The 20,929-nt window shown below is 43.5% G+C and carries 13 protein-coding genes and 4 pseudogenes; 3 read left to right on the forward strand and 14 right to left on the reverse strand.

What is annotated here, in order from left to right; translation table 11 throughout:
• The first annotated feature begins 441 nt into the window (after positions 1–441).
• Complete coding sequence (locus TT11_RS13780) at positions 442–1,185, forward strand: HAD family hydrolase (protein WP_261870865.1); 744 nt, start codon at positions 442–444, stop codon at positions 1,183–1,185.
• A gap of 205 nt (positions 1,186–1,390) precedes the next feature.
• Here TT11_RS13780 and TT11_RS13785 read toward each other — a convergent pair whose 3' ends face one another.
• Positions 1,391–2,218, reverse strand: coding sequence for a 3-oxoacyl-ACP reductase (locus TT11_RS13785; protein ID WP_261870866.1), 828 nt, complete (start codon positions 2,216–2,218; stop codon positions 1,391–1,393).
• Between the two features lie 376 nt (positions 2,219–2,594).
• On the opposite strand from TT11_RS13785, the gene TT11_RS13790 reads away from it, so the two are divergent.
• Positions 2,595–2,984 carry a PotD/PotF family extracellular solute-binding protein gene (locus tag TT11_RS13790; RefSeq protein ID WP_261870867.1) on the forward strand — a complete coding sequence of 130 codons (390 nt, stop codon included), beginning with the start codon at positions 2,595–2,597 and terminating at the stop codon, positions 2,982–2,984.
• The gene (locus TT11_RS13795; RefSeq protein ID WP_261870868.1) at positions 2,944–3,729 is read left to right on the forward strand and encodes an extracellular solute-binding protein; all 786 of its coding nucleotides are present in this window, start codon (positions 2,944–2,946) and stop codon (positions 3,727–3,729) included. The genes TT11_RS13790 and TT11_RS13795 overlap by 41 nt, the downstream gene beginning before the upstream one ends.
• A gap of 81 nt (positions 3,730–3,810) precedes the next feature.
• On the opposite strand, the gene TT11_RS13800 is transcribed toward TT11_RS13795, so the two are convergent.
• From TT11_RS13800 to pilM, 13 genes and pseudogenes are all read right to left on the reverse strand, one after another.
• Positions 3,811–5,022: an FUSC family protein gene (locus tag TT11_RS13800; RefSeq protein WP_261870869.1), complete on the reverse strand. Its 1,212-nt coding sequence runs from the start codon at positions 5,020–5,022 to the stop codon at positions 3,811–3,813.
• A 291-nt stretch (positions 5,023–5,313) separates the two neighbouring features.
• Positions 5,314–6,734: pseudogene (locus TT11_RS13805) on the reverse strand (glutamate synthase subunit beta).
• Positions 6,735–6,966: 232 nt separating this feature from the next.
• Positions 6,967–11,431: pseudogene (gltB, locus tag TT11_RS13810) on the reverse strand (glutamate synthase large subunit).
• Positions 11,432–12,294: 863 nt separating this feature from the next.
• Positions 12,295–13,383, reverse strand: coding sequence for a hypothetical protein (locus TT11_RS13815; protein ID WP_261870870.1), 1,089 nt, complete (start codon positions 13,381–13,383; stop codon positions 12,295–12,297).
• A 130-nt stretch (positions 13,384–13,513) separates the two neighbouring features.
• Positions 13,514–14,614, reverse strand: a pseudogene (gene aroB, locus TT11_RS13820) (3-dehydroquinate synthase).
• 81 nt (positions 14,615–14,695) lie between these two features.
• Entirely contained in the window at positions 14,696–15,256 is a 561-nt protein-coding gene (gene aroK / locus TT11_RS13825) for a shikimate kinase AroK (RefSeq protein ID WP_261870871.1), read from the reverse strand.
• Between the two features lie 202 nt (positions 15,257–15,458).
• Complete coding sequence (locus TT11_RS13830; RefSeq protein WP_261870872.1) at positions 15,459–17,024, reverse strand: type IV pilus secretin PilQ; 1,566 nt, start codon at positions 17,022–17,024, stop codon at positions 15,459–15,461.
• The gene (locus TT11_RS13835) at positions 17,021–17,218 is read right to left on the reverse strand and encodes a hypothetical protein (RefSeq protein WP_261870873.1); all 198 of its coding nucleotides are present in this window, start codon (positions 17,216–17,218) and stop codon (positions 17,021–17,023) included. The genes TT11_RS13830 and TT11_RS13835 overlap by 4 nt, the downstream gene beginning before the upstream one ends.
• A gap of 4 nt (positions 17,219–17,222) precedes the next feature.
• A complete protein-coding gene (locus TT11_RS13840; protein ID WP_261870874.1) occupies positions 17,223–17,810 on the reverse strand; it encodes an AMIN domain-containing protein in 588 nt (195 codons plus the stop codon).
• A gap of 32 nt (positions 17,811–17,842) precedes the next feature.
• Positions 17,843–18,316, reverse strand: a complete 474-nt coding sequence (locus TT11_RS13845) for a pilus assembly protein PilP (RefSeq protein ID WP_261870875.1) — start codon at positions 18,314–18,316, stop codon at positions 17,843–17,845.
• Positions 18,303–19,090 (reverse strand): annotated as a pseudogene (locus TT11_RS13850) (type 4a pilus biogenesis protein PilO). Before TT11_RS13850 ends, TT11_RS13845 begins: the two are co-directional and overlap by 14 nt.
• On the reverse strand, positions 19,087–19,740 hold the full coding sequence (locus tag TT11_RS13855) for a PilN domain-containing protein (RefSeq protein WP_261870877.1): 654 nt from the start codon (positions 19,738–19,740) through the stop codon (positions 19,087–19,089). Before TT11_RS13855 ends, TT11_RS13850 begins: the two are co-directional and overlap by 4 nt.
• The gene (pilM, locus tag TT11_RS13860) at positions 19,740–20,795 is read right to left on the reverse strand and encodes a type IV pilus assembly protein PilM (protein WP_101204296.1); all 1,056 of its coding nucleotides are present in this window, start codon (positions 20,793–20,795) and stop codon (positions 19,740–19,742) included. Before pilM ends, TT11_RS13855 begins: the two co-directional genes overlap by 1 nt.
• Between the last annotated feature and the right edge of the window lie 134 nt (positions 20,796–20,929).

The raw sequence follows: 20,929 nt of genomic DNA on the forward strand, positions 1-20,929 counted from the left end.
GATAAAGCCACTGTTGCCAAAACTGTAACCGATTTTAAGGTAAAGAATTTCATACTTATTCCTTTAGGTAGCTGATGCATTAATAACGATAGTCCATCTTATTTCGTAGATTAATTTTGATAATTGAATATAACTTTATAATAAATAAACACGGTTAAGTTAATCATATCGTTTAGCATTTTTGTTAATCCTCTGGACAAGCAATGAGCAACCGCAAAGCTCACTATGCTAATGCTGACTCAATAAGCATGCTTGCAGTATCATAGGTTACTCGATAGGTATTTATCTGATTGGGTGTGTTGTAGTAGTATCTGAATCATTGTAACTACACGACTAAAAATAATAGGATCATCATGTTTATCGAAGATAAGATTGCCAAAGAAAGTATGACTACTAAGATTTCGACCCCAAAAATCATCTTTTTTTGACATCGATGATACCTTGAGCCGTAACGGCATCATCGCTGAACACAATAAAGCGACGCTTGAGCAGCTTGCAGATACCGATATTAAACTAGTGATTTCGACTGGTCGTTCTAAAGCCATATTGCCTGAAGACATTCTAGCGTTGCTTGATGCAGATATATTGGATGCTATTATTTGTATGAATGGGCAATATAGTTTCGATAAAAGCGGCCGAATCAGCCACTACCCGCTAACGGCTGAACAGACAGATAAAATCGTACGCCTGTGTCAGCAGAGTGATTTGATTCATAAGTTTGACTCTGCCACTCATATCGCTTGGTCAGGTGAAAATGAACGTTTGCGCGAGTTCAATGCGGTCACACCCAACTCGATCCTTGACCCTGAGTACTACAAATCAAATATCGTCTATCAGTGCTCGGTATTTTTTAACAATCAGCAAGAAAAGATGCAAGACATCGACTTTGCCCAGTATGATTTAAAGCTGGTGCATTGGCATCAGATTGGTGCTGATATATTGCCAGCAGATGCGTCAAAAGCCCGCGGTATCAAAGATGTATGCAAATACTATGATGTAGATGCAAGCGAATGTATGGCATTTGGTGATGGTATGAATGATTTAGAAATGTTCGACTTGGTTGGATTTGCTGTAGCCATGGGAGATGCACAGCCAGCTTTAATAGAACGCGCTGACTTTGTCACTGGGACAATCGAAGAGTATGGTATCCAAACCGTGCTTAATCAGTTAGCAATGAAGTCATAAGACTGTTCAGGCACATAAAACCATTAATGTTTATTTAAAAAAAGCCCTTACTAACCGAGTAGTAAGGGCTTTTTGTTATGGGCTAATTTTATATAGACGTTTCAACTGAAAACTGTAGCGGTGATGATTCCAATACTTTGTCGAGTATTCATTTCATCCCTTCTACAAATCCAATAGAGCGTTGAGGCATCAGTTAAGGCCTCAATTAAGGCATCGTCAAACCACCGTCAACAGCGATCGACTGTCCTGTGATAGCTGCACTCAAATCAGATGCCATGAGCAATACTGAATTGGCAAAATCAGCTACCGAAGTCGCTTGGCGCAGCGGCGTTGTAGTCGCGATATAATCAAATACCTCTTCAGTGGTTAAGCTGCTTGCGTCGGTAGTTTTTAATAATCCACCTGCCAGCAAATTAACCCGAATACCATACTGTCCAAGCTCGCTTGCTAGGTTGCGAGTCAGTCCAATCAACGCTGATTTAGCCGTGGTGTAATCATAATAGGTCACCACTGGGTTGTAGACAAGATTGGTTGAGATATTAATAATTTTACCTACTTGCTGCGCTTTCATTTGCGGAAGCACTGCTTGCACCGTATTGACTGCGCCTTTAACAATACCGTCCATTTGTTGTGAAAAATGCGACCACTTTACTGTTTCAATACTGGTGTACGCAGCGCTTGGATTGAACTGATAATTCGGCAAAGCATTATTGACCAGTATATCGATACGTCCATGACGAGTGATGACTTCAGCTGCCATTGCTTGCACTTGCTCAAGATCGGTGACATCCGCCTGATAAGTAAATGCTTGGCCACCTGTCGCGATGATATCAGCCACTACTGCCTCAGCAGCCTCTTTACTATTGAGGTAGTTGACGCAAACGATAGCGCCTGCTGCCGCCATTTGCTGTGCAATCTGTGCACCAAGTCCACGACTGGCTCCGGTAACGATTGCGATTTTATCCGTAAGCAATGCCGGTATAACTGAGTGGCTTTTATTGAAGGCGTTTTGAGTTGAGGTACTTTCGGTCATTGTGCTGTATCCCTTATTATTATGGTATGGTTGGCGGCTTAGAGCCAAAGGCTTATACTTACTTAGATGATATTCGTCATACTTCGGCCTGCGCCAATCATAGCATGGTTATATGCTATCTTTTTTCGATTCGACGTTAGCAGCTCGCTAGCAATTCTACCCAAAATTAGCTGTCATTAAGTTAGTTTTGCTACTCATCTCATTAGCCCAACTGGCTATTTTTATTAGTATTATTGAGCATTACCTTAGTAACAACCCTTTAATTTGTATAAATTAATGACCATAATGGTTTTATTGGCCATGTCAGGCTTTTATCTTTTTGACTTTTTTTATTGAATTTTTCTGATTTGCATTATCTTTATTTAGGAGAGATATTTTGACCCATTTATCATCGTCCCATCCCACTACTCACACCTCGGCTAGTGTCGGTCGTATAGTGCCAAAAGCATTGTTAGCGGCGGCTGTCGGCTTGGTGCTTGCCAGTTGTAGCAACTCTGACAATGCAGCGGATGGCAGTGCTGCGGCGAGTAATGAGACGCTGAACCTTTACAACTGGTCAGAGTATATGCCGCAAGAGATTTTAGATGGTTTTGAAGAAGAAACTGGCATCTCAGTTAATTACACCACGTTTGACTCTAACGAAGCGATGTATGCCAAGCTCAAACTATTGGATGATTCTAGTCAGTATGACTTAGCGATTCCATCGACTTATTACGTCGAAAAAAATGGCGAAAGAAGGACTGCTACAAGAGCTAGACAAGTCTAAATTGAGCAATTTTAAAAACCTTGATACCTCATTTACCAATACCAAAGTTGATCCTGACAACAAATACTCTATCCCTTATATGTGGGGCAGCACTGGTCTAGCCATTAACGGTGACAGTGTCGATCCGAAAACTGTCAATAGCTGGAATGACCTATGGGATCCTAAGTATAAGGGTCAGGTGATGCTGACTAATGATGTGCGTGAAGTCTTTGGTATGGCACTGCTGACTCTTGGCTACTCAGGTAACAGTAGTAATCCTGACGAAATCGAAGCCGCTTACGATAAGCTCACCACGTTGATGCCAAACGTCAAAACTTTTAACTCTGATGCGACACGTATGCCATATATCGAAGGTGAGACTGCGCTTGGTATGACATGGAATGGTGAAGCAGTCATGGCCAATGACGAAGGTTTGACTAGCTTGGTTTATAAGTATCCAACCGAAGGCGCTATCTTATGGATGGACAACTTTGTCATTCCAAAAAACGCCAAGCAAGTTGATGCAGCACACAAATTTATTGATTACTTATTGCGTCCTGAAAATGCAAAAATTGTCAGCGAAGAGATTGGCTACGCATCACCAAACATAGCAGCGCGTGAGCTGATGGATGAGAGCGTCCAAAACAATCCAACGATTTATCCTTCTAAAGAAGTATTAGCGAAAGCTGAGTTCCAAGAAGATGTGGGCGATGAGGCGTTGCAAGTGTATCAACAGTACTGGGATAAGCTAAAGACTGGTCGTTAATAGTTTTGATTTAGCATTTTAGAATAAAGTAGTCTTTGAAAAATAAAAACGCTGATCCTAAATGGTCAGCGTTTTTTTGCGCTATAAATGTAAATCCGTCTCGCCGCCCTGCTCTTTCATTCGGCGCTGCTCGCGGCGTTGATAGCCCAGACCGGATGCAGCAAACCAATGCGGCTTCGATGTTTGCAGTAAATCACTCAGCTGCTGCAACTGAGTCTGCAAGGTTTGTGTCAACCAGAAATAGCCCTGCCACTCAAATGCTAGGTGCTGTACGCTTGGATACTCCGAGACAGCAATACGAGTAATGGGTCGAAATACTTCATCGCTTGGACTACGTAACACCGCTGCCATATGCTGCATCGCTTGGGTTAGCTCATGCTGATAATGTACCAATAAAACATGGTTTTCTTCATCAATTTCGATATTTGCCAAGCGCGGTGCCGCACTTAACAGTAAATCAATCGTCCCAATGATATTACGGTGGGTACGTTGAATCGTCTCTAGCGTTTCCTTTTCAATACCTGACTCACTTGCTGTCGCCGCGATATGTGGTCGCACAGCCAGCAGACGTTTATTGATCTGTTGTAACGCTGTGACCAACGCTCTATCAACGGGTACTTCCTTAACAGGAAGGGCTACTGGTTTTAACTTTTGAACAGAGTCGTCCACTACTCCATCCGTTGCGTCAATATGATGACCTACGCCTGCATAGAGACTACTACAAGCGTCAAGGTTACTACTCAATAAGAACCGCCACATCAACGTTGATTTGAGCGGCAAAATTAGCGTCACTGCTACCGAAATGCCTGTCCCCAGTAAGATATTTAAGGCACGGTAGATGCCATCTTGACCAATGCTATTATTGCCTAAATCAGAGACAATCATCAACATAGTGATGCCCGTTAGCAGCCCTGTATACCCAAGCTGTCTGACGGCTAAATAGCCAATGATGCCGCTGAGCAGACCAATGAGCGCATAGTCCACCCACAACCATGCGCCTGCGTTCTGATTAAACCATAACACCCCAAGCGCAGTACCAATACCTAACAAAGTACCGATTACGCGCTCTTTAGCCTTGGTATAAATAGCGCCTTGGTATTGCAATAACCCTAGAATGATAAATACGGTAATAGTCGTCCATTCACCGTGCGGAAGATTGGTGATTTTATTGACCAATAAAGCCAATATCACAGCCGTACCTAGTCGGGTGGCATGTAGGATATCTGCATGTTGGTAGCGAACATAGGGTTCGACAAATGGAGCAGTGATACGCTGATAAAGGGTGGGTTTCACGCAAGGCTACTCTTTTTGGTTGGAATATTTAAGTGAGATATTTTAGTAAAGGATTATTAAAATATCTCAATAACTAAGGGTAAGTATAAATGGATATTCTATCAGCAAAATGACGGGCAAAAAAATAACGCCTTTTACCCATTATTCACAGGTAAAAGGCATTATAAAAAAATATCCTAGCACACTATATTGAAATCTACGCTATTGAAGATTATTTATCAAATTACTTATCAAACTATTCATGGAGAACTGCGTCAGTATTAATGAATAATAGTCTATTGCGCTAGCGTATTACACTTCTAGGTAGTCTAAAATGCCTTCCGCAGCTTCGCGGCCTTCCCAAATCGCTGTCACAACCAAGTCAGAACCGCGTACCATATCGCCACCAGCGAAGATTTTAGGATTTTGGGTCTGGAATTTGAAGGTTTGCTTTTCGGCTGCTAGTACGCGACCAGAGCTGTCCATCCCCACTTGCTGAGACTCAAACCAATCAGCAGGACTTGGTCTAAAACCAAATGCCATGATGACTGCATCACATGATGATCTCTTCAGAATTAGGAATTGGTTCAGGGCGTTGACGACCACGGTTGTCTGGTGCACCCAGCTGAGTAGTAACAACTTTTACGCCATTAACTTTACCGTTTAAGCCGATGATTTCTGTTGGCTGACGATTAAATAAGAACTCGACGCCTTCCTCGCGAGCATTGACCACTTCGCGGCGTGAACCCGGCATGTTTTCTTCGTCACGGCGATAGGCACAAACTACTTTTTCGGCGCCTTGACGGATACTGGTGCGGTTACAGTCCATTGCGGTATCGCCGCCGCCGAGTACCACCACTTTTTTACCTTTAAAGTCGATGTACTCTTCAGCGTCTTTTTCCCAGTCATTGCAACGGTTCACGTTGGCAATCAGGTAATCTAACGCATCGTAGACGCCTGTTAGCTCTTCACCAGCGAAGCCGCCACGCATATAGGTGTATGTACCCATACCCATAAATACCGCGTCATACTCAGCCAATAGCTCATCAATGGTGACGTCTGTACCAATCTCTGTCTCTAAACGGAATTCGATACCCATGTCTTCAAAGATCACGCGGCGATTGCGCATGACGTCTTTTTCCATTTTGAACTCAGGGATACCGAATGTCAGTAAGCCACCAATTTCAGGACGCTTATCAAAGACAACTGGTTTGACACCATTTCTGACCAAAATATCCGCGCAACCCAGACCCGCTGGTCCTGCGCCAATGATAGCGACTTTTTTGTCTGTCCAAACGACTTCAGACATATCTGGACGCCAACCAAGTGCAAACGCGGTATCGTTGATATATTTTTCAACATTACCAATAGTCACTGCACCAAAACCATCATTTAACGTACAAGCGCCTTCACATAGACGATCTTGCGGGCAAACTCGTCCGCACACTTCAGGCAAGGTATTGGTACGGTGGCACAATTCAGCTGCCTGAAATATTTGGCCTTCTGTGGCCAGTTTTAGCCAGTTAGGAATGTAGTTGTGTACTGGACATTTCCATTCGCAGTACGGGTTGCCACACTCAAGACAACGATGCGCTTGCTGAGCAACAGCTTCATTTTCAAAAGGCTTATAAATTTCAACAAACTCTGTTGAACGCGTTGCAATGTCTTTTTTGGTTGGATCAAATCTTGGTACATCTAAAAAACTGGAAGTTATTTTCTAAGCGTTTTGCCATGGTGCTATCTCTTTTATATAAGGCTCTTTTGCAGTGGGTGGCGACAGTCAGCGATGTTTGGTTTGTCTAAAATCTAAGACATATATCACTGCTGTCACGTACCTGCTGAAAACCTGTGAGTTAAAAACGTCTCTAAAAACGGAACGCTGGCTAACCTGATTAAAGCGACTGCCGATCCATCAATACAATCCATCAATGCATTCCATTGATACGATAGGCAGTTACGTATCGGCTATTGTGGGTCGGCCATGGTAGTTTTAAGAAGGCTTGCAATGTTCGCCGCTTTTGGCTTAACCAAATAGAACTTACGAACATAGTGCTCAAAGTCATTCAGAATTGTCTGACCCCATGCACTGCCTGTTTTATCTACATGAGCTTCAATCACTTGTTGCAAATGAATGCGATGCTCTTCTGTTTGCTCGCTTGAAATACGGTTTAGATCGATTAGCTCATGGTTGCAACGGTCAAAGAAGTCGCCTTCCATATCGAGTACATACGCAAAACCACCCGTCATACCAGCACCGAAGTTAAGTCCAGTACGGCCCAGAATCGTGACGATACCGCCAGTCATATACTCACAGCAATGGTCGCCTGTGCCTTCGATGACTGCGTGTGCGCCAGAGTTACGAACGCCAAAACGCTCACCTGCTGTACCGGCAGCATATAGCTTACCGCCAGTTGCACCATAGAGACAGGTATTACCGATGATGGCTGTTTCTTGTGCTATAAAGTTTGAGTCTTTTGGCGGATAAATCACAATCTCACCGCCTGCCATACCTTTGCCTACATAGTCATTGGCATCGCCTTCAAGCTCGATATTTAAACCGCCAGCATTCCACACACCCAAACTTTGTCCTGCAGTACCAGTTAAACGAAGTTTGATTGGCATATCGCTCATGCCAAGGTTGCCCCAGACTTGCGCAATCTCACCAGAAATACGAGCACCGATAGAGCGGTCACAGTTACCAACGAAATAGCTATAATCGCCGCCTGAGCCTTGGCGAATATTGACGAGCATATCGCGAATCATCTGCTCAGCAAGCAAGCCTTTATCAAACGGCTCATTACGCTCAACCTGACAAGTTTGTGCTTTGCCCACACTGGCTGGGTGACTAAATAGCAATGGTGTTAAATCAAGATGACGCTGCTTGTCCGTATTACCTTCTAAGATATCGAGCAAGTCAGTACGACCAACCAGCTCTTCCATACTACGAACACCTAACGCTGCCAACCACTCACGCGTCTCAGTTGCGACAAACTTAAAGAAGTTAATCAGCATTTCTGCTTCGCCAATGAAATGCTCATCACGCAGCTTGGCTTTTTGAGTAGCAACACCTGTCGGACAGTTGTTCAAGTGACATATACGTAGGTACTTACAACCAACTGCAATCATCGGCGTGGTACCAAAGCCAAAGCTCTCTGCACCCAAGATAGCAGCTTTTACTACATCCAATCCTGTTTTTAGACCACCGTCAGTTTGGACACGTACCTTATCACGTAACCCATTCACTCGTAGAGACTGGTGAGTCTCAGCCAAACCTAGCTCCCATGGTGAGCCTGCATGGTGGATAGACGATAGCGGAGACGCTGCCGTACCACCGTCATAGCCCGAGATAGTAATCAAATCGGCGTAGGCTTTTGCAACGCCTGTCGCGATCGTACCAACACCTGGACGTGAGACCAATTTAACCGATACCAGTGCATCTGGATTGACTTGCTTCAAATCAAAAATCAGCTGTGCCAAATCTTCGATAGAATAAATATCATGATGCGGCGGCGGCGAAATCAAAGTCACACCTGGTACTGAATAACGCAAGCGTGCAATCAGCGCGTTGACTTTACCACCAGGTAGCTGTCCACCTTCACCAGGCTTGGCACCCTGAGCTACTTTAATCTGCATGACTTCAGCGGAACGAAGGTAGGCAGGTGTGACCCCAAAACGACCAGAGGCAACTTGCTTAATCTTCGAGTTGCGCAATGTGCCATAACGTGCAGGATCTTCACCGCCTTCACCAGAGTTTGAACGACCACCGATGGTATTCATAGCCATCGCAATCGACTCATGCGCTTCAGGAGATAGCGCGCCTAGTGACATGCCAGCTGAGTCAAAACGCGTCAAGATTTCAGAGATATCTTCCACTTCATTGACATCGATACTGTTGTCGGTTTTCAGTTGCAACAAGTCACGTAAAGTCGCGACTGGGCGGCTATTTACTAGATTGGCATAATTCTGATAATTCTCATAATCGCCCGTACGTACTGCCGTATGCAGGCTGTTAATCACGTCAGGGTTAAAGGCATGATACTCTTTGTTGAAAACAAACTTGAGCAGACCACCTTGATCTAGAGGGGCACGACGCTTAAATGCATTGGCAGCCAATTGAGCTTGATCAGCAGCAAGGTCTGCAAAGGTAGCGCCTTTGATTCGACTTTGTACGCCTTTAAAGCACAAATTGACGACTTCTTCTGAGAGGCCAACTGCTTCAAACAACTGCGCGCCGCGATACGACACAATGGTAGAGATACCCATTTTTGATAAGATTTTTAGCAAACCTTTATCCAAGCCTTTGCGGAAATTAACACGGGCTTGAATCGGATCACCAAGTAGCTCACCAGTCGCGACCAAATCATCGATAACATCATATGCCAGATATGGATATACACAAGTTGCACCAAAGCCAATCAATACTGCTATTTGATGCGAGTCACGGGCAAGACCTGTTTCAATGATTAAGTTAGCATCAGTACGGATACCTTGCGCGATTAGATAATGATGCACAGCACCAGTAACCATAATGGCATTGGCGGGTACTTTGTCTGCATCGATATCTTTATCAGACAAGACAATCAATGTATTACCTGAGCGAATGTTATCTGCCACTTGCTCACAAATAGCCACGATAGCATCAGATAGCTCTAAAGTACGGTCATAGTTCAGATCAATACGAGCCATCTTGAATGCTGGATCATCCAAAGTTTCAAGCTGCTGCATCTTGCTGGCTGACAATACTGGCGATGACAAAATAATACGATGAGCGTCTCTTGCAGATGGCGCAAATACGTTAGTCTCAGCGCCTAAACAGGTCTGCAACGACATTACGATTGATTCACGTAATGGATCGATTGGCGGATTGGTCACCTGTGCAAACTGTTGACGGAAGAAATCACCGACATGGCGAATTTGCTGCGACAGTACAGCCATTGGCGTATCGTCACCCATTGAGCCGACTGGTTCTTGACCATTTTCAGCATTAGGGCGAATGATTTCTGTGCGCTCTTCATTGGTGATGTGATACATCTTTTGTAGCGCTTTGAGCTTATCACCGCGGCACGCTTGCGTTGCCAACGTCTCTTCTAGACGTTCATCATCACGAACACGCGTTGCTTCTTCACGCAACCATTTGCGATATGGATGCGCCGTTTTTAGTAAAGTTGCAATAGCTGTCGTATCTAGAATTTGACCAGTCAACGTGTCAATGACCAGCATTTGACCAGGTCCAACGCGACCTTTTGCCAGTACATCTTGTGGCTCATAATCCCAAACACCCACTTCTGACGCAACAGTGATATAGCCGTTCTTGGTGGTTACCCAACGTGACGGGCGCAAACCGTTTCTATCGAGCATACAGACCGCATAGCGTCCATCTTGAATGACTAGACCTGCTGGACCGTCCCACGCTTCCATATGCTGTGAGTAAAACTCATAAAACGCACGTAGATCCATATCCATGCTATCAACATTCTGCCACGCTGGCGGTACCAGGATAGACATTGCATGGAACAGATTCATACCACCAGACATAAGTACTTCAAGCATGTTATCTAAGCTTGATGAATCTGAACCAGTACTATTTACAAGTGGTGTCAGCTCATTCAAGTTAGGCAGTTTGTCTGATTTTAACTTTGGCGTACGGGCTTTAGACCAGTTGCGGTTGCCTGTAATGGTATTTAACTCACCATTGTGCGCAAGATAACGAAACGGCTGTGCCAGTGGCCAGCGCGGTAATGTATTGGTTGAGAAACGCTGATGGAATACTACGATATGTGACGCCAAACGCTCATCTTGCAAATCCAAGAAAAATGCTGGCAAGTCTGAAGGCATTACCAAACCTTTGTAAATAATGGTCTGACAACTCAATGAACAGACATAGAATAGCTCATCATCCGTCAAACGCTGCTCTGCTTTTTTTGCGTGCAACAAACAGCTTACGGTTGAAGTCATCAGCAGCTAGATCATCTGGCGCATTAACGAACACTTGCTTAAAGTCTGGCAATGTCTCACGACCAATCTCACCAACAATACTCAAGTCAAGTGGTACATTGCGCCAGCCAGCCACTTCTAATCCTTGGGCGGTAATCTCTTCGCTTAATACTTGTTGGCCATGCTTGGCTTTATCGCTATCTAAATTCACGAACACCATACCGACAGCAAAGTTGTCCGTAATGGCAAATTGCTGCTCGTCAGCAATCTGTTTAAAGAAATCAGTAGGCGTGGCTAATAGTAAGCCACAACCATCACCAGTTCTACCGTCAGCAGCAACGCCGCCGCGATGTGTCATACAACTTAAACTATGAATGGCAGTTTTTACCAAATCATGGCTCGCTTCACCCTCAATATGGGCAATTAGGCCAAAACCGCAATTATCAGAAAAATCATCTGGCGTGGCCAGGTGTGTTTGTGAGGAAATCATTGACATAGCTTGTCCTTTTAAGTAGACGGGCAACTTACATTTCCAATGCGGAGTATAAGTTGGTACCCGTAAGCAGAACGGCTGATAGTGGATATTCGTGTGTTCGAATTGGCAAATAGCGCAATGCTCGATAGACATCATACTTTAAGAGAAAGTAAAACCCTTGACCCTCCTGGTCATTAGCTGATGTCTTGACATATGGTCCGTGTATCAAAAGATAGTAAGTAGCAGCCTTGGCAACGGGAGAATCTACGCCCTTAAATGCCAGTTACTCAATCAGTGATATCTAATGCCATTCATTTAAGCATCATTTGTTATGTTGTCATGTCTAGCATTTAAAGCTAAGCATAAAATAACTTAATAACAGTGCACTTGTTTATCTTGAATATCTGACGCTCTGTATTCAAGCACTTTGTTTACCCTAAAAAAAGTGACAATAAGAGAGGTTGCGTCACTTACGATAACCTAATTATGGATAGTAAGTAACCGCGCTTGAGACAATAATATTTAGTAAAGAACTCTAAAAACTAAGAAAAAACCACTAAATAGTTGTTAAATAGACATTTTTTTACGATAACTATACAGAACGTCGCCCACAGTTATATTAGTTAATGATTGTCGAAAAATCTAGTCTTTTCTATCGATTCATTAGCCATAAATTGTAAGAGGACTTATTACTATTGGTTATAGGACAAATAAAACTGCTGTTAAAATTTTAATGCGAACCATATAAATGACAGTTAGCAAAAGGCTTTGATAATACTTAACAGTAGTAGCTTACCGCTTATTATGACGATGGAATGATTTCGTATAACGCTAAAAAAACCCACTGACCAAATAGCTAGTGGGTTAAATTAATCAGACAAAAACTAATTACTCTTGTCTTCTATTAGCGCTTTTATACTATCGCTATTACTCTTGGGAGGATTAGCGTTAGCACTTTTGCCATTAGCATTTGAATTATTGTTTGTGCTACTAGGGGGTTTAGGCGTTGGCACGACTGGTGGCTTCTTACTAGTAGAGTTCTCCGCCGGTGCCGCAGGCTTTTTGTTTTCTGGCGCAGGCTTACTTGTGTTGTTTTCTTCTTTTGGCGATGCTTCAGATATTGTTTTCGTCTCCCCACCAACTGTACGCTCTTCGCTAACAGACAACGTGGCAGAAGTATCTACCGACTGACGAATACTCTCTTGAGTACTGCTACTATTGTTGCTTTCTTGGTTACCTCGATTACTGTTAGCACTAGCTGCTTGAGCAGCGGCATCATCAGCTTCTTCTTGCAAACGAGCAGGCACTTCACGCTTAGTAGGTCTCAAATCGACGGCACGTGTACGTTTCGTACTTAGATCTTTTACTGGATCAGGACGCTCATAATTATCAATGATACTGACATACCGATTAATCTCTTCTGGCAGTACACGTACGTTTGTAGGTAGCTTAAAGTCTATTAGCTTTGCGGCTCCTACTGCTTCTTGCGGGCTACTCATAATCCCATAAGTCAGCATATAACGGACTTGTTTTTCATCATCAAGATAACGGAAATAAGCAAATTTATCACGATCTTGACGGCCTTCTAAGTAACTAACAATCACATCGTTTTCAGAGACATTCATTACTTGAACAGTCCACCTGCCTTTGTTAGCTAGCAGATAACGCTTGTCTTTAAACTCATCAGGATAATCGCGCAAATCTCGAATCGTTGCATCAAAGTTAATCGGTTGTACATCCGTATCTAGCTCATGCAGCGATTCGACTTTTAGTGGTTGCTCAAACTCTTCATTCAAAATCTCTGGCGCTGATATTGGTGCATTTTCAATTTTGGCACCCATGGCTGGCGTTTGACTAAACATCCATACTAACGCTGTGACCACCCCTAAAAGTAGGGTCACTATTAGCCAAATCAGTGCTTGACGACTGTATGATTGGCTAGCAGTACGCGTTTTTGTTTTTGATGTTGCCATGAGGCGGTCCTTGGTAAACACATGTTTTACAGCATGATATAAATGCTTATTTAAACAGAGGTACAGCTAACCAGTTGGCTATAAGTACGAGATTTTAGTATAAATATATAAACGATAAATTCTTGAGACGTTACGCGCTATGTTTTGACAAAACTTCATGCAATAGTTCGCCGTCAAACTCATTAGTCATTACCGCATCGCCAATTGATTTTAACAAAATTAGGCGGATTTGTCCGTGTTTCACTTTTTTTATCGTGGCCCATTAAATCTAGAGCAGTGTCTACATCGATAGCTGGTGGCGTAATAGGTAAGTTTGCCAATTCTAAAACACGCTTAATACGTATAACTTCATCATCAGTTAGCCAGCCAATCTTTTGCGATAGCTCAGCTGCTTGCATCATGCCCGCCGCTACCGCCTCACCATGCAACCAATTGCCGTAACCTTGATGGGTTTCGATCACATGACCAAACGTATGCCCAAAGTTCAACAGGCACGCACACCTGACTCTCTTTCGTCTTGAGCGACCACATCTGCTTTGTATTGACAGCAGCGCTTCACGGCTTCGCCAAGTACTGCCAGATCCAACGCCATCATTGCAGTTAAATTCTCTTCAAGCCATGTCAGGAATGCTTCATCCATGATAAGCGCATACTTGATAATTTCAGCGACTCCTGCTGACAGCTCACGTGCAGGCAGCGTTTTAAGCGTACTCATATCAGCGAGCACCATTTGTGGCTGCCAGAATGCGCCAATCATATTTTTGCCTTGCGCATGATTGATGCCCGTTTTACCACCAACACTAGAATCTACTTGTGACAGTAGCGTCGTTGGAATTTGGATAAAATTTACACCACGCATGAAGCTAGCAGCAGCAAAACCAGTCATATCTCCGACTACACCACCACCAAGGGCAATAAGTGTCACATCGCGATTGAAGTGCTCTGTCATCAGCGCATCATAAATCTGATCAATACTTGCCTGATTTTTGTATTGCTCACCATCTGGCAGTACGCACACCTTTACCATAAATTGCTCTACTAACTCATCTTCTAGTGCTTTTAAGTATAAAGGTGCAATTGTATCGTTGGTAACAATCAGTACCTGCCGGCCACTGATATAAGGTGCGATTTGCTTCGCCATACTGCTATGTTCAGCCGTAGATTGTTCAGTAATGACAATAGGATAATCATGACTTTGCGTATGAACTATTAGGCCTTCATGAAACGGCATTACCATGTGTTACTCCTAAAGCATTTTCGATGAGGTAAAAGTAATTGAGTCTGTTTATCAATCGTAGTTGCCAGTCTATTGCTAGTCTTCTTGGTGCGCCGATGCGTCGGTAGTGCAATCGACGAATGATTCTAGCTGCTGCATCAATTGATTGACCATGTGGCGTGGGTACGTGTGACCAGTAGGCATAGTAATATGGGCGACTTGGCGATAGAGTGGATCGCGTGCACTATATAACTCTTGCAGTATTTTTCTAGGATTAGGCTGCTGTAATAATGGTCGAGACTTGTCTTTAGAGGTACGTGCCAGTTGCACCTCGACAGGTGCATTAAGATAAACGACGATGCCACGCTGTTTTAGAAACTCTCGGTTTTCAGCACACATGACTGCACCGCCACCGGTCGCCAATACGATTTGAGAGTTTTGGGTCAATTCATCAATGGCACGCGTTTCACGCTCACGGAAACCTGCTTCACCTTCTTTGGCAAATATCCAAGCAATGTCGGCACCCGTCTGCGATTCAATATACCAATCGCTGTCTACAAAAGTGCGACCTAACTGCTTGGCAAGCAGTTTTCCGATTGTCGTCTTCCCTGCTCCCATCGGACCCACTAAAAACACCGACGGTAATTCCTGCCCCATAATACTTACTCAGCTAAATTAGGTATGATACAACGTCATTGTTATTCTGGCTAGTAATGAGCGTGATTATTGTGAGTAAAATTTAGAGCACACTACTCATCGGTACATACATAGATATTACAATACGAAAACCACTAATCTCGCGCATAAAAAAGTAAGCACTAGGGCTTACTTTTTTAGCAACTAGCTAACCGCTTTAGGACTAGTTCAGACGACTCGTACCATCATTAATAAGCTTCGGAGTTACGAAAATAAGTAGCTCTTCTTTGTCGTTGCTTCGTACATCTTTACGGAAAGCACGACCAATATAAGGCAAATCACCTAAGAAAGGGACCTTAGTTACTTCGTTATTGGTACGGTTTTTAAAGACGCCGCCCAGTACGACTGTCTGACCATCTTCAATAATAACGTTGGTTGATATAGAATCCTCAGAGATGGCAACCTGATTATTAATGATAGTCGGTGTGCCATTGGTAATGACCAATTGCAAACCAATCTTGCCATCAGGTGTGATGTTTGGTGTCGCTTCTAGACTTAATGCAGCCTCTTTAAAGCTGGTTGTCGTCGCACCACTGGCTGATGCTTCTTGATAAGGAATCTGAGTACCAGAAGAGACCTTTGCTGTCTGCTTGTCTGCGGTTAAAATCTTAGGTGTAGAAATAACTTCACCACGGTTATCCGCTTGCAGTGCTGACAGCTCAAGATCTAGCATCACATCAGACATACTGAGCAAACCAAAGGCGATACTACCTGCTGGGTTGGAAACGCCTAAGTCGACGTTTAAGTTATCAGGACGACTAATGTCATAAGAAGGATAAGAAACGGTTTGACCATTAACGGTCGTCGTTTCTACATCAAAATCTTTCAAATCCCATAAGGTTTGATCACTACCGCCAACCAATAAGCTGCGGTTGTTGGCCGCACCATTTGACAAGATACCCCAACGAACACCAATCTCTTTACTGAAGCTATCAGTTGCACTGACGATACGTGCTTCAATCATGACCTGACGAACAGGAATATCAATTTTGCTGATTAGTTTATGAATGTTTTCGATACTGTCAGCAACGTCTTTGATAATCAAAGTATTGGTACGTTCATCAACCGTTACCGTACCACGATTGGATAACAACGTATTATTATCCTCACGATTTGCGAGGCCACTACTATTACCAGTCGCGCCGCTACCTTGCGAAATAAGCGTTAAGACATCTTGTGCTTTTGCATAACTTAAACGAATGTACTCAGTACGCAGAGGTGCATAAGATTGAACAGCTTGCTGTGCTTCTAGTTCACGTGCTTCTTGCTCAGCGAGCTCAGTAGAAGGTGCGACCAAAATCACATTACCATTTTCACGCTTGCCTAAGTTTTTGCTTTTCAAAATAATATCGAGGGCTTGATCCCAAGGAACATTGATTAAACGCAGGGTGATGTTGCCAGCAACAGAGTCACTTGCCACGATATTCATCTCAGTAAACTGCGCCAAAATATCTAAGACACTACGAACCTCAACATCTTGGAATTCCATAGATAGCGGTTCGCCACTATAGACTCTTTCTTCCAGCGTCGGCTCACGTAACAACTCAGGCTTTTTAATACCAATATTTAACTGGTTACCTGATTGGTAGGCTTGATACTCATAATCGTCATTCATGTTAATGGTAACGACGCCATTCTGTCCTTGGTTTTTGGTATCAATACTACCAACAAGACCACTGTTAATATTCAATCGGCGCAATAAGTTTCTCGGAACCGTACTACCAGTCAAACGTACGACAAGTTTATTACCTTGCGCTGCACATCTACTGGAATAGCTTCGTTGGCCAGTACCATGCTGACATTACCGCCACCATCACTGTCTGCTGAAAAATTGACTGCGCTTAACCCATCATAGCTATACTGCTTGCTTACTTGTGAAGCTGCCAATTGAGGGTTCAAAAGCGGATTGACTCTGACCACCATCGTATCAGCTGGTACTTCGTTTTTTTACAACAACCTTGCTTGTGGTACGTACAGGCGCCACTGGTACGGTAGAACTCTCAACAATAGGCGTAATGACAGCGGTCGTTGTCATACTGTTATTGTTATTGAGAACATCTTGAATCGGGTCGCTGGTAATGACAGGACGATTAGGATCAGTGATGGTTAGCAATAAATCATTGCCTTCAATCGCTGTCGTATAATTGCCTGACTCTTTCAAACCAACAATGAGGCGCGTGGTACTGTCACTACTTAGCGTAGTAACGTCATTAATCGCACCGATATTATATTCATTAAAGCGGCTAGCAAGCCCATTCTGTACTTGTTCGAAATCTAGGACTAAGCGACTAGGGTCATCAAGCTGATAGGCTGCAGGCAATACTGGCAATCCTGTAAATCCCAAACGCATTTGCGTCACTGCAGGTGCGGTCTGCACTACAGAGACATTATCGATGCGCTGTGCAGCATGAGCACTATTAGTTACAGCCACCATACTGACTGCCAGTGCTGAAATGGCAAAAGCAGAAGACATGCGGTTGCTCATCATCATTACCTTGTTATTGCGTACTGTCATTATTTATTCCTCAAAAAATCTGCCGACTTAGCTTATAGGGGATAGCAGCGACTGGGGTTTTTCCACAAACCTGCGCGGCTATCTGGCACAATTTCAATCAAGTTAACCTGGGTCGGCGTGATTTCAACAATACGGCCGTCATTCAATCCAAGATAATCGCCTACTTTAACACTGGCAACCGAACCATCGGGACGTTGTATCAATGCATATCGCTGACCTTCGGGCGAAATCACCACACCTCGAAAGACCAATTGCGACAATTCATACTGCTCAAGCGGTTCTTTGATTCTGTTGATATCTGGTCTTACACCATCTATAGGAGTGGTCGGGCCTTGCACATTGACTAAACTCGGTGGTAAAAATGGACTACGCTGCGAACTAGCGCTATATACAAAATCCTCTACCAGCTCGGCTTTAGGCGGCGGCTCAATAGGCTGTGCAGGCTGATTACGGATATCGGTCATTGCCTGCTCTGCCATACCTATACGGTCACTACACCCAGTCATAGATAAAACAGCGACACTTAAAACCAGTAGCATGGGCATTCTTTGAATATTCATTAGTTGCTCCTGCATTTGCATCAGTAGCAGCGGCTGCATCACCTTCAGGAGCCGCTTCTTTAGAGCGATAAGTCTTAGTTTGCAAGACTAAATTAAGCTCTGGCAAAACATCCAATGTAGGCTGCGGATTGCTGACTTCAAAATCGTGCATCGTAATAATTCGAGGCAGTGCGGCAAGACCGCTGATAAAGCTACCAAACTGATGGTATTCACCCAAAGCTGCAATACGTATTGGCTGCTCAATAAAGAATTCGTTTTCAATTTCAGGCTCTACTGAAATATCCTGAAAACGGATATTGCTACCAACGCCTGTCATGTTTATGCCTTCTACCAATTCTGACACACGCGTATCTTTTGGCAACTGATCCAACAAAGTATTAAACTCAGTTTCCATTTGGACAACTTGCGCTTGATACGCTTTTAAATGACGAGCGCGCGACTCTTTTTCGCGGTAACTATCGAGCAAGGTCTGCTGCTGGCTTTCAGCCGCATTAATCTCGTCAATTTTGCTGCTGATGGGTAATGCCCATGACAACGCTGCGATGAAGGTAATGATAAGACCAATCACTGTCACCTTTACAGGTAATGGCCAACTGCCATAGTTTTCTGAATCTAGCGACTCAAAACTACGGCGAAACTCATTTAAATCGAATTGCTTTTTTTGGCTTTAAAGCAGATTTTTTTGGTTTTAGAGAGGCTCTTTTTGCGGATAAGCTTCATAACGCTCCTCCTAGACCAGTATCGGTGTCAGCAGCAGTCGGAGTTTCCGATTGTACTCTAGTCGTTACTACAAACTGTACGTAACTGTCTTCAGGATAAACAGGTCGCGCCTGCTCACCAGTATTAACCGTATTGTTGAGGGCTGGAGCAGCCTCATAAGCGCTAATATTCTGTTGAATGTTACTTACTGCTGAGTTGCCCATCCATTTACTGTTATCAAGGTTACGAATCAGGCTGGACACAATATTTGGATTGTCCGCTAAGCCTGTCAAAGTTAGCGTATCACCTTCACGTTTAAGGTTGTTTAGATAAAGTGCTGGTGGAATAGCTTTTGCCAAATCATCCCATAAACGTACAGGCACAGGACGTCGTCCCTGCAAATCTTGAATGACTTGCATGCGTGAAATAATGTCTTCACGGCGCTGTTCTAAACTGTCAATTTCGGTCAATGCTGTATCTAAGCGAGTGTTTTCTTGTTCGATCAATGCGTTGGCATCAAGCTGCTCATCAAGTTCATTATTGAAATAACTCCATGAAGCGAAGGCTGCTAATAGTGTCACTAATGTCACCGCCACTATCAATGTCATAAACTCTTTGTTACGACGTTCACGCTCTTCTTGTCGCCAAGGTAAAAGGTTAATACGAGCCATTAGTCAAAGCTCCTTAACGCAAGACCGCATGCAGCCATTAAGCTTGGCGCATCAACCGCCAGTTGCTCATTATCGATATTTGGTGCAATAGTCATATTGGTAAAAGGGTTGGCAACACTAACAGTTACACCCAGCTTTTGTTGTGCCATACCAGCGAGACCTGCAATAGAACTGCTGCCTCCTGCAAGCACAACATGATCGATACTGCTATATTGACTTGATGAGAAATAAAACTGTAAAGAGCGAGTAATCTGTTGAATGGTATTTTCTATAAAAGGGGTTAGTACTTCAGGATAATAGTCATCAGGTAAGGTACGTTCGCGTTTACTTAGTGTCGCTTCTTCTGCTGATAGGCCATAGCGATTTTGTATTGCCTCGGTCAGCTGAGCGCCGCCAAATAACTGCTCACGACTATAAATAAACTCACCATTCTTAGCGATATATAACGTGGTCTGATTATGGCCAATATCTACCAACGCTACTAGTTCTGGTACATTTGGTAGGCTATCTACCATCAATCCAAATGCACGCTCGATTGCATGAGACTCGATATCCATGACTTTCGTTTGTAGGCCACCAAAGGCTAAAGCATCAACACGTTGGTCGACGTTTTCTGAACGAGAAGCAGCAAGCAACACCTGAACCATATCTTCACTAACTAAAGACGGTCCTAATACTTCAAAATCTAGATTGACGTCTTCTAATGGATAAGGCACGTATTGGTCGGCATCCAAACGTATTTGCGCCTCACGCTCTACATCGCTGAGTGTCATATCCATATCGATGATTTTAGTAATCACTGCAGAGCCAGAAACAGCGGTCGCAGCATTGCTACCCGCGACTTGGCAGCGTCTTGCCAAGCTCGTTATAATATTACCGGCAGCTTCTGTATCTACTAGAATCTTATCGACCACGATACCTTCCGGTAGTCTTTCAATACCATAAGATTTTAGGTGGAACATGCCTTGCTGACGCTGTATGTCAACCAACTTTACTGAAGTGGCACAAATATCCACGCCAATCAAATGTCGACTTTTGGAAGTAAATAGCCTCACTAGCTCTATACCTTATATTAAGTGTACAATCTGGTAGTTATTTGTAATAATTCAATACAATACTTTACTTAATTGATAGATTCAAGCATTTAAAAATATATTAAGGCCAACTTACACATTTATTATGACCTGCC

This window comes from Psychrobacter sp. JCM 18901 (genome assembly GCF_000586435.1).
Lineage (GTDB): Bacteria > Pseudomonadota > Gammaproteobacteria > Pseudomonadales > Moraxellaceae > Psychrobacter.

Excerpts from the sequence above, each read along its gene's own strand:
- TT11_RS13785 (WP_261870866.1), bottom strand. The coding sequence starts at position 2,218 with ATGACCGAAAGTACCTCAACTCAAAACGCCTTCAATAAAAGCCACTCA.
- TT11_RS13795 (WP_261870868.1), top strand. The coding sequence starts at position 2,944 with ATGGCGAAAGAAGGACTGCTACAAGAGCTAGACAAGTCTAAATTGAGC.
- TT11_RS13815 (WP_261870870.1), bottom strand. The coding sequence starts at position 13,383 with ATGGCAACATCAAAAACAAAAACGCGTACTGCTAGCCAATCATACAGT.
- aroK (WP_261870871.1), bottom strand. The coding sequence starts at position 15,256 with ATGGGGCAGGAATTACCGTCGGTGTTTTTAGTGGGTCCGATGGGAGCA.
- TT11_RS13835 (WP_261870873.1), bottom strand. The coding sequence starts at position 17,218 with ATGGTGGTCAGAGTCAATCCGCTTTTGAACCCTCAATTGGCAGCTTCA.
- TT11_RS13840 (WP_261870874.1), bottom strand. The coding sequence starts at position 17,810 with ATGACAGTACGCAATAACAAGGTAATGATGATGAGCAACCGCATGTCT.
- TT11_RS13845 (WP_261870875.1), bottom strand. The coding sequence starts at position 18,316 with ATGACTGGGTGTAGTGACCGTATAGGTATGGCAGAGCAGGCAATGACC.
- TT11_RS13855 (WP_261870877.1), bottom strand. The coding sequence starts at position 19,740 with ATGGCTCGTATTAACCTTTTACCTTGGCGACAAGAAGAGCGTGAACGT.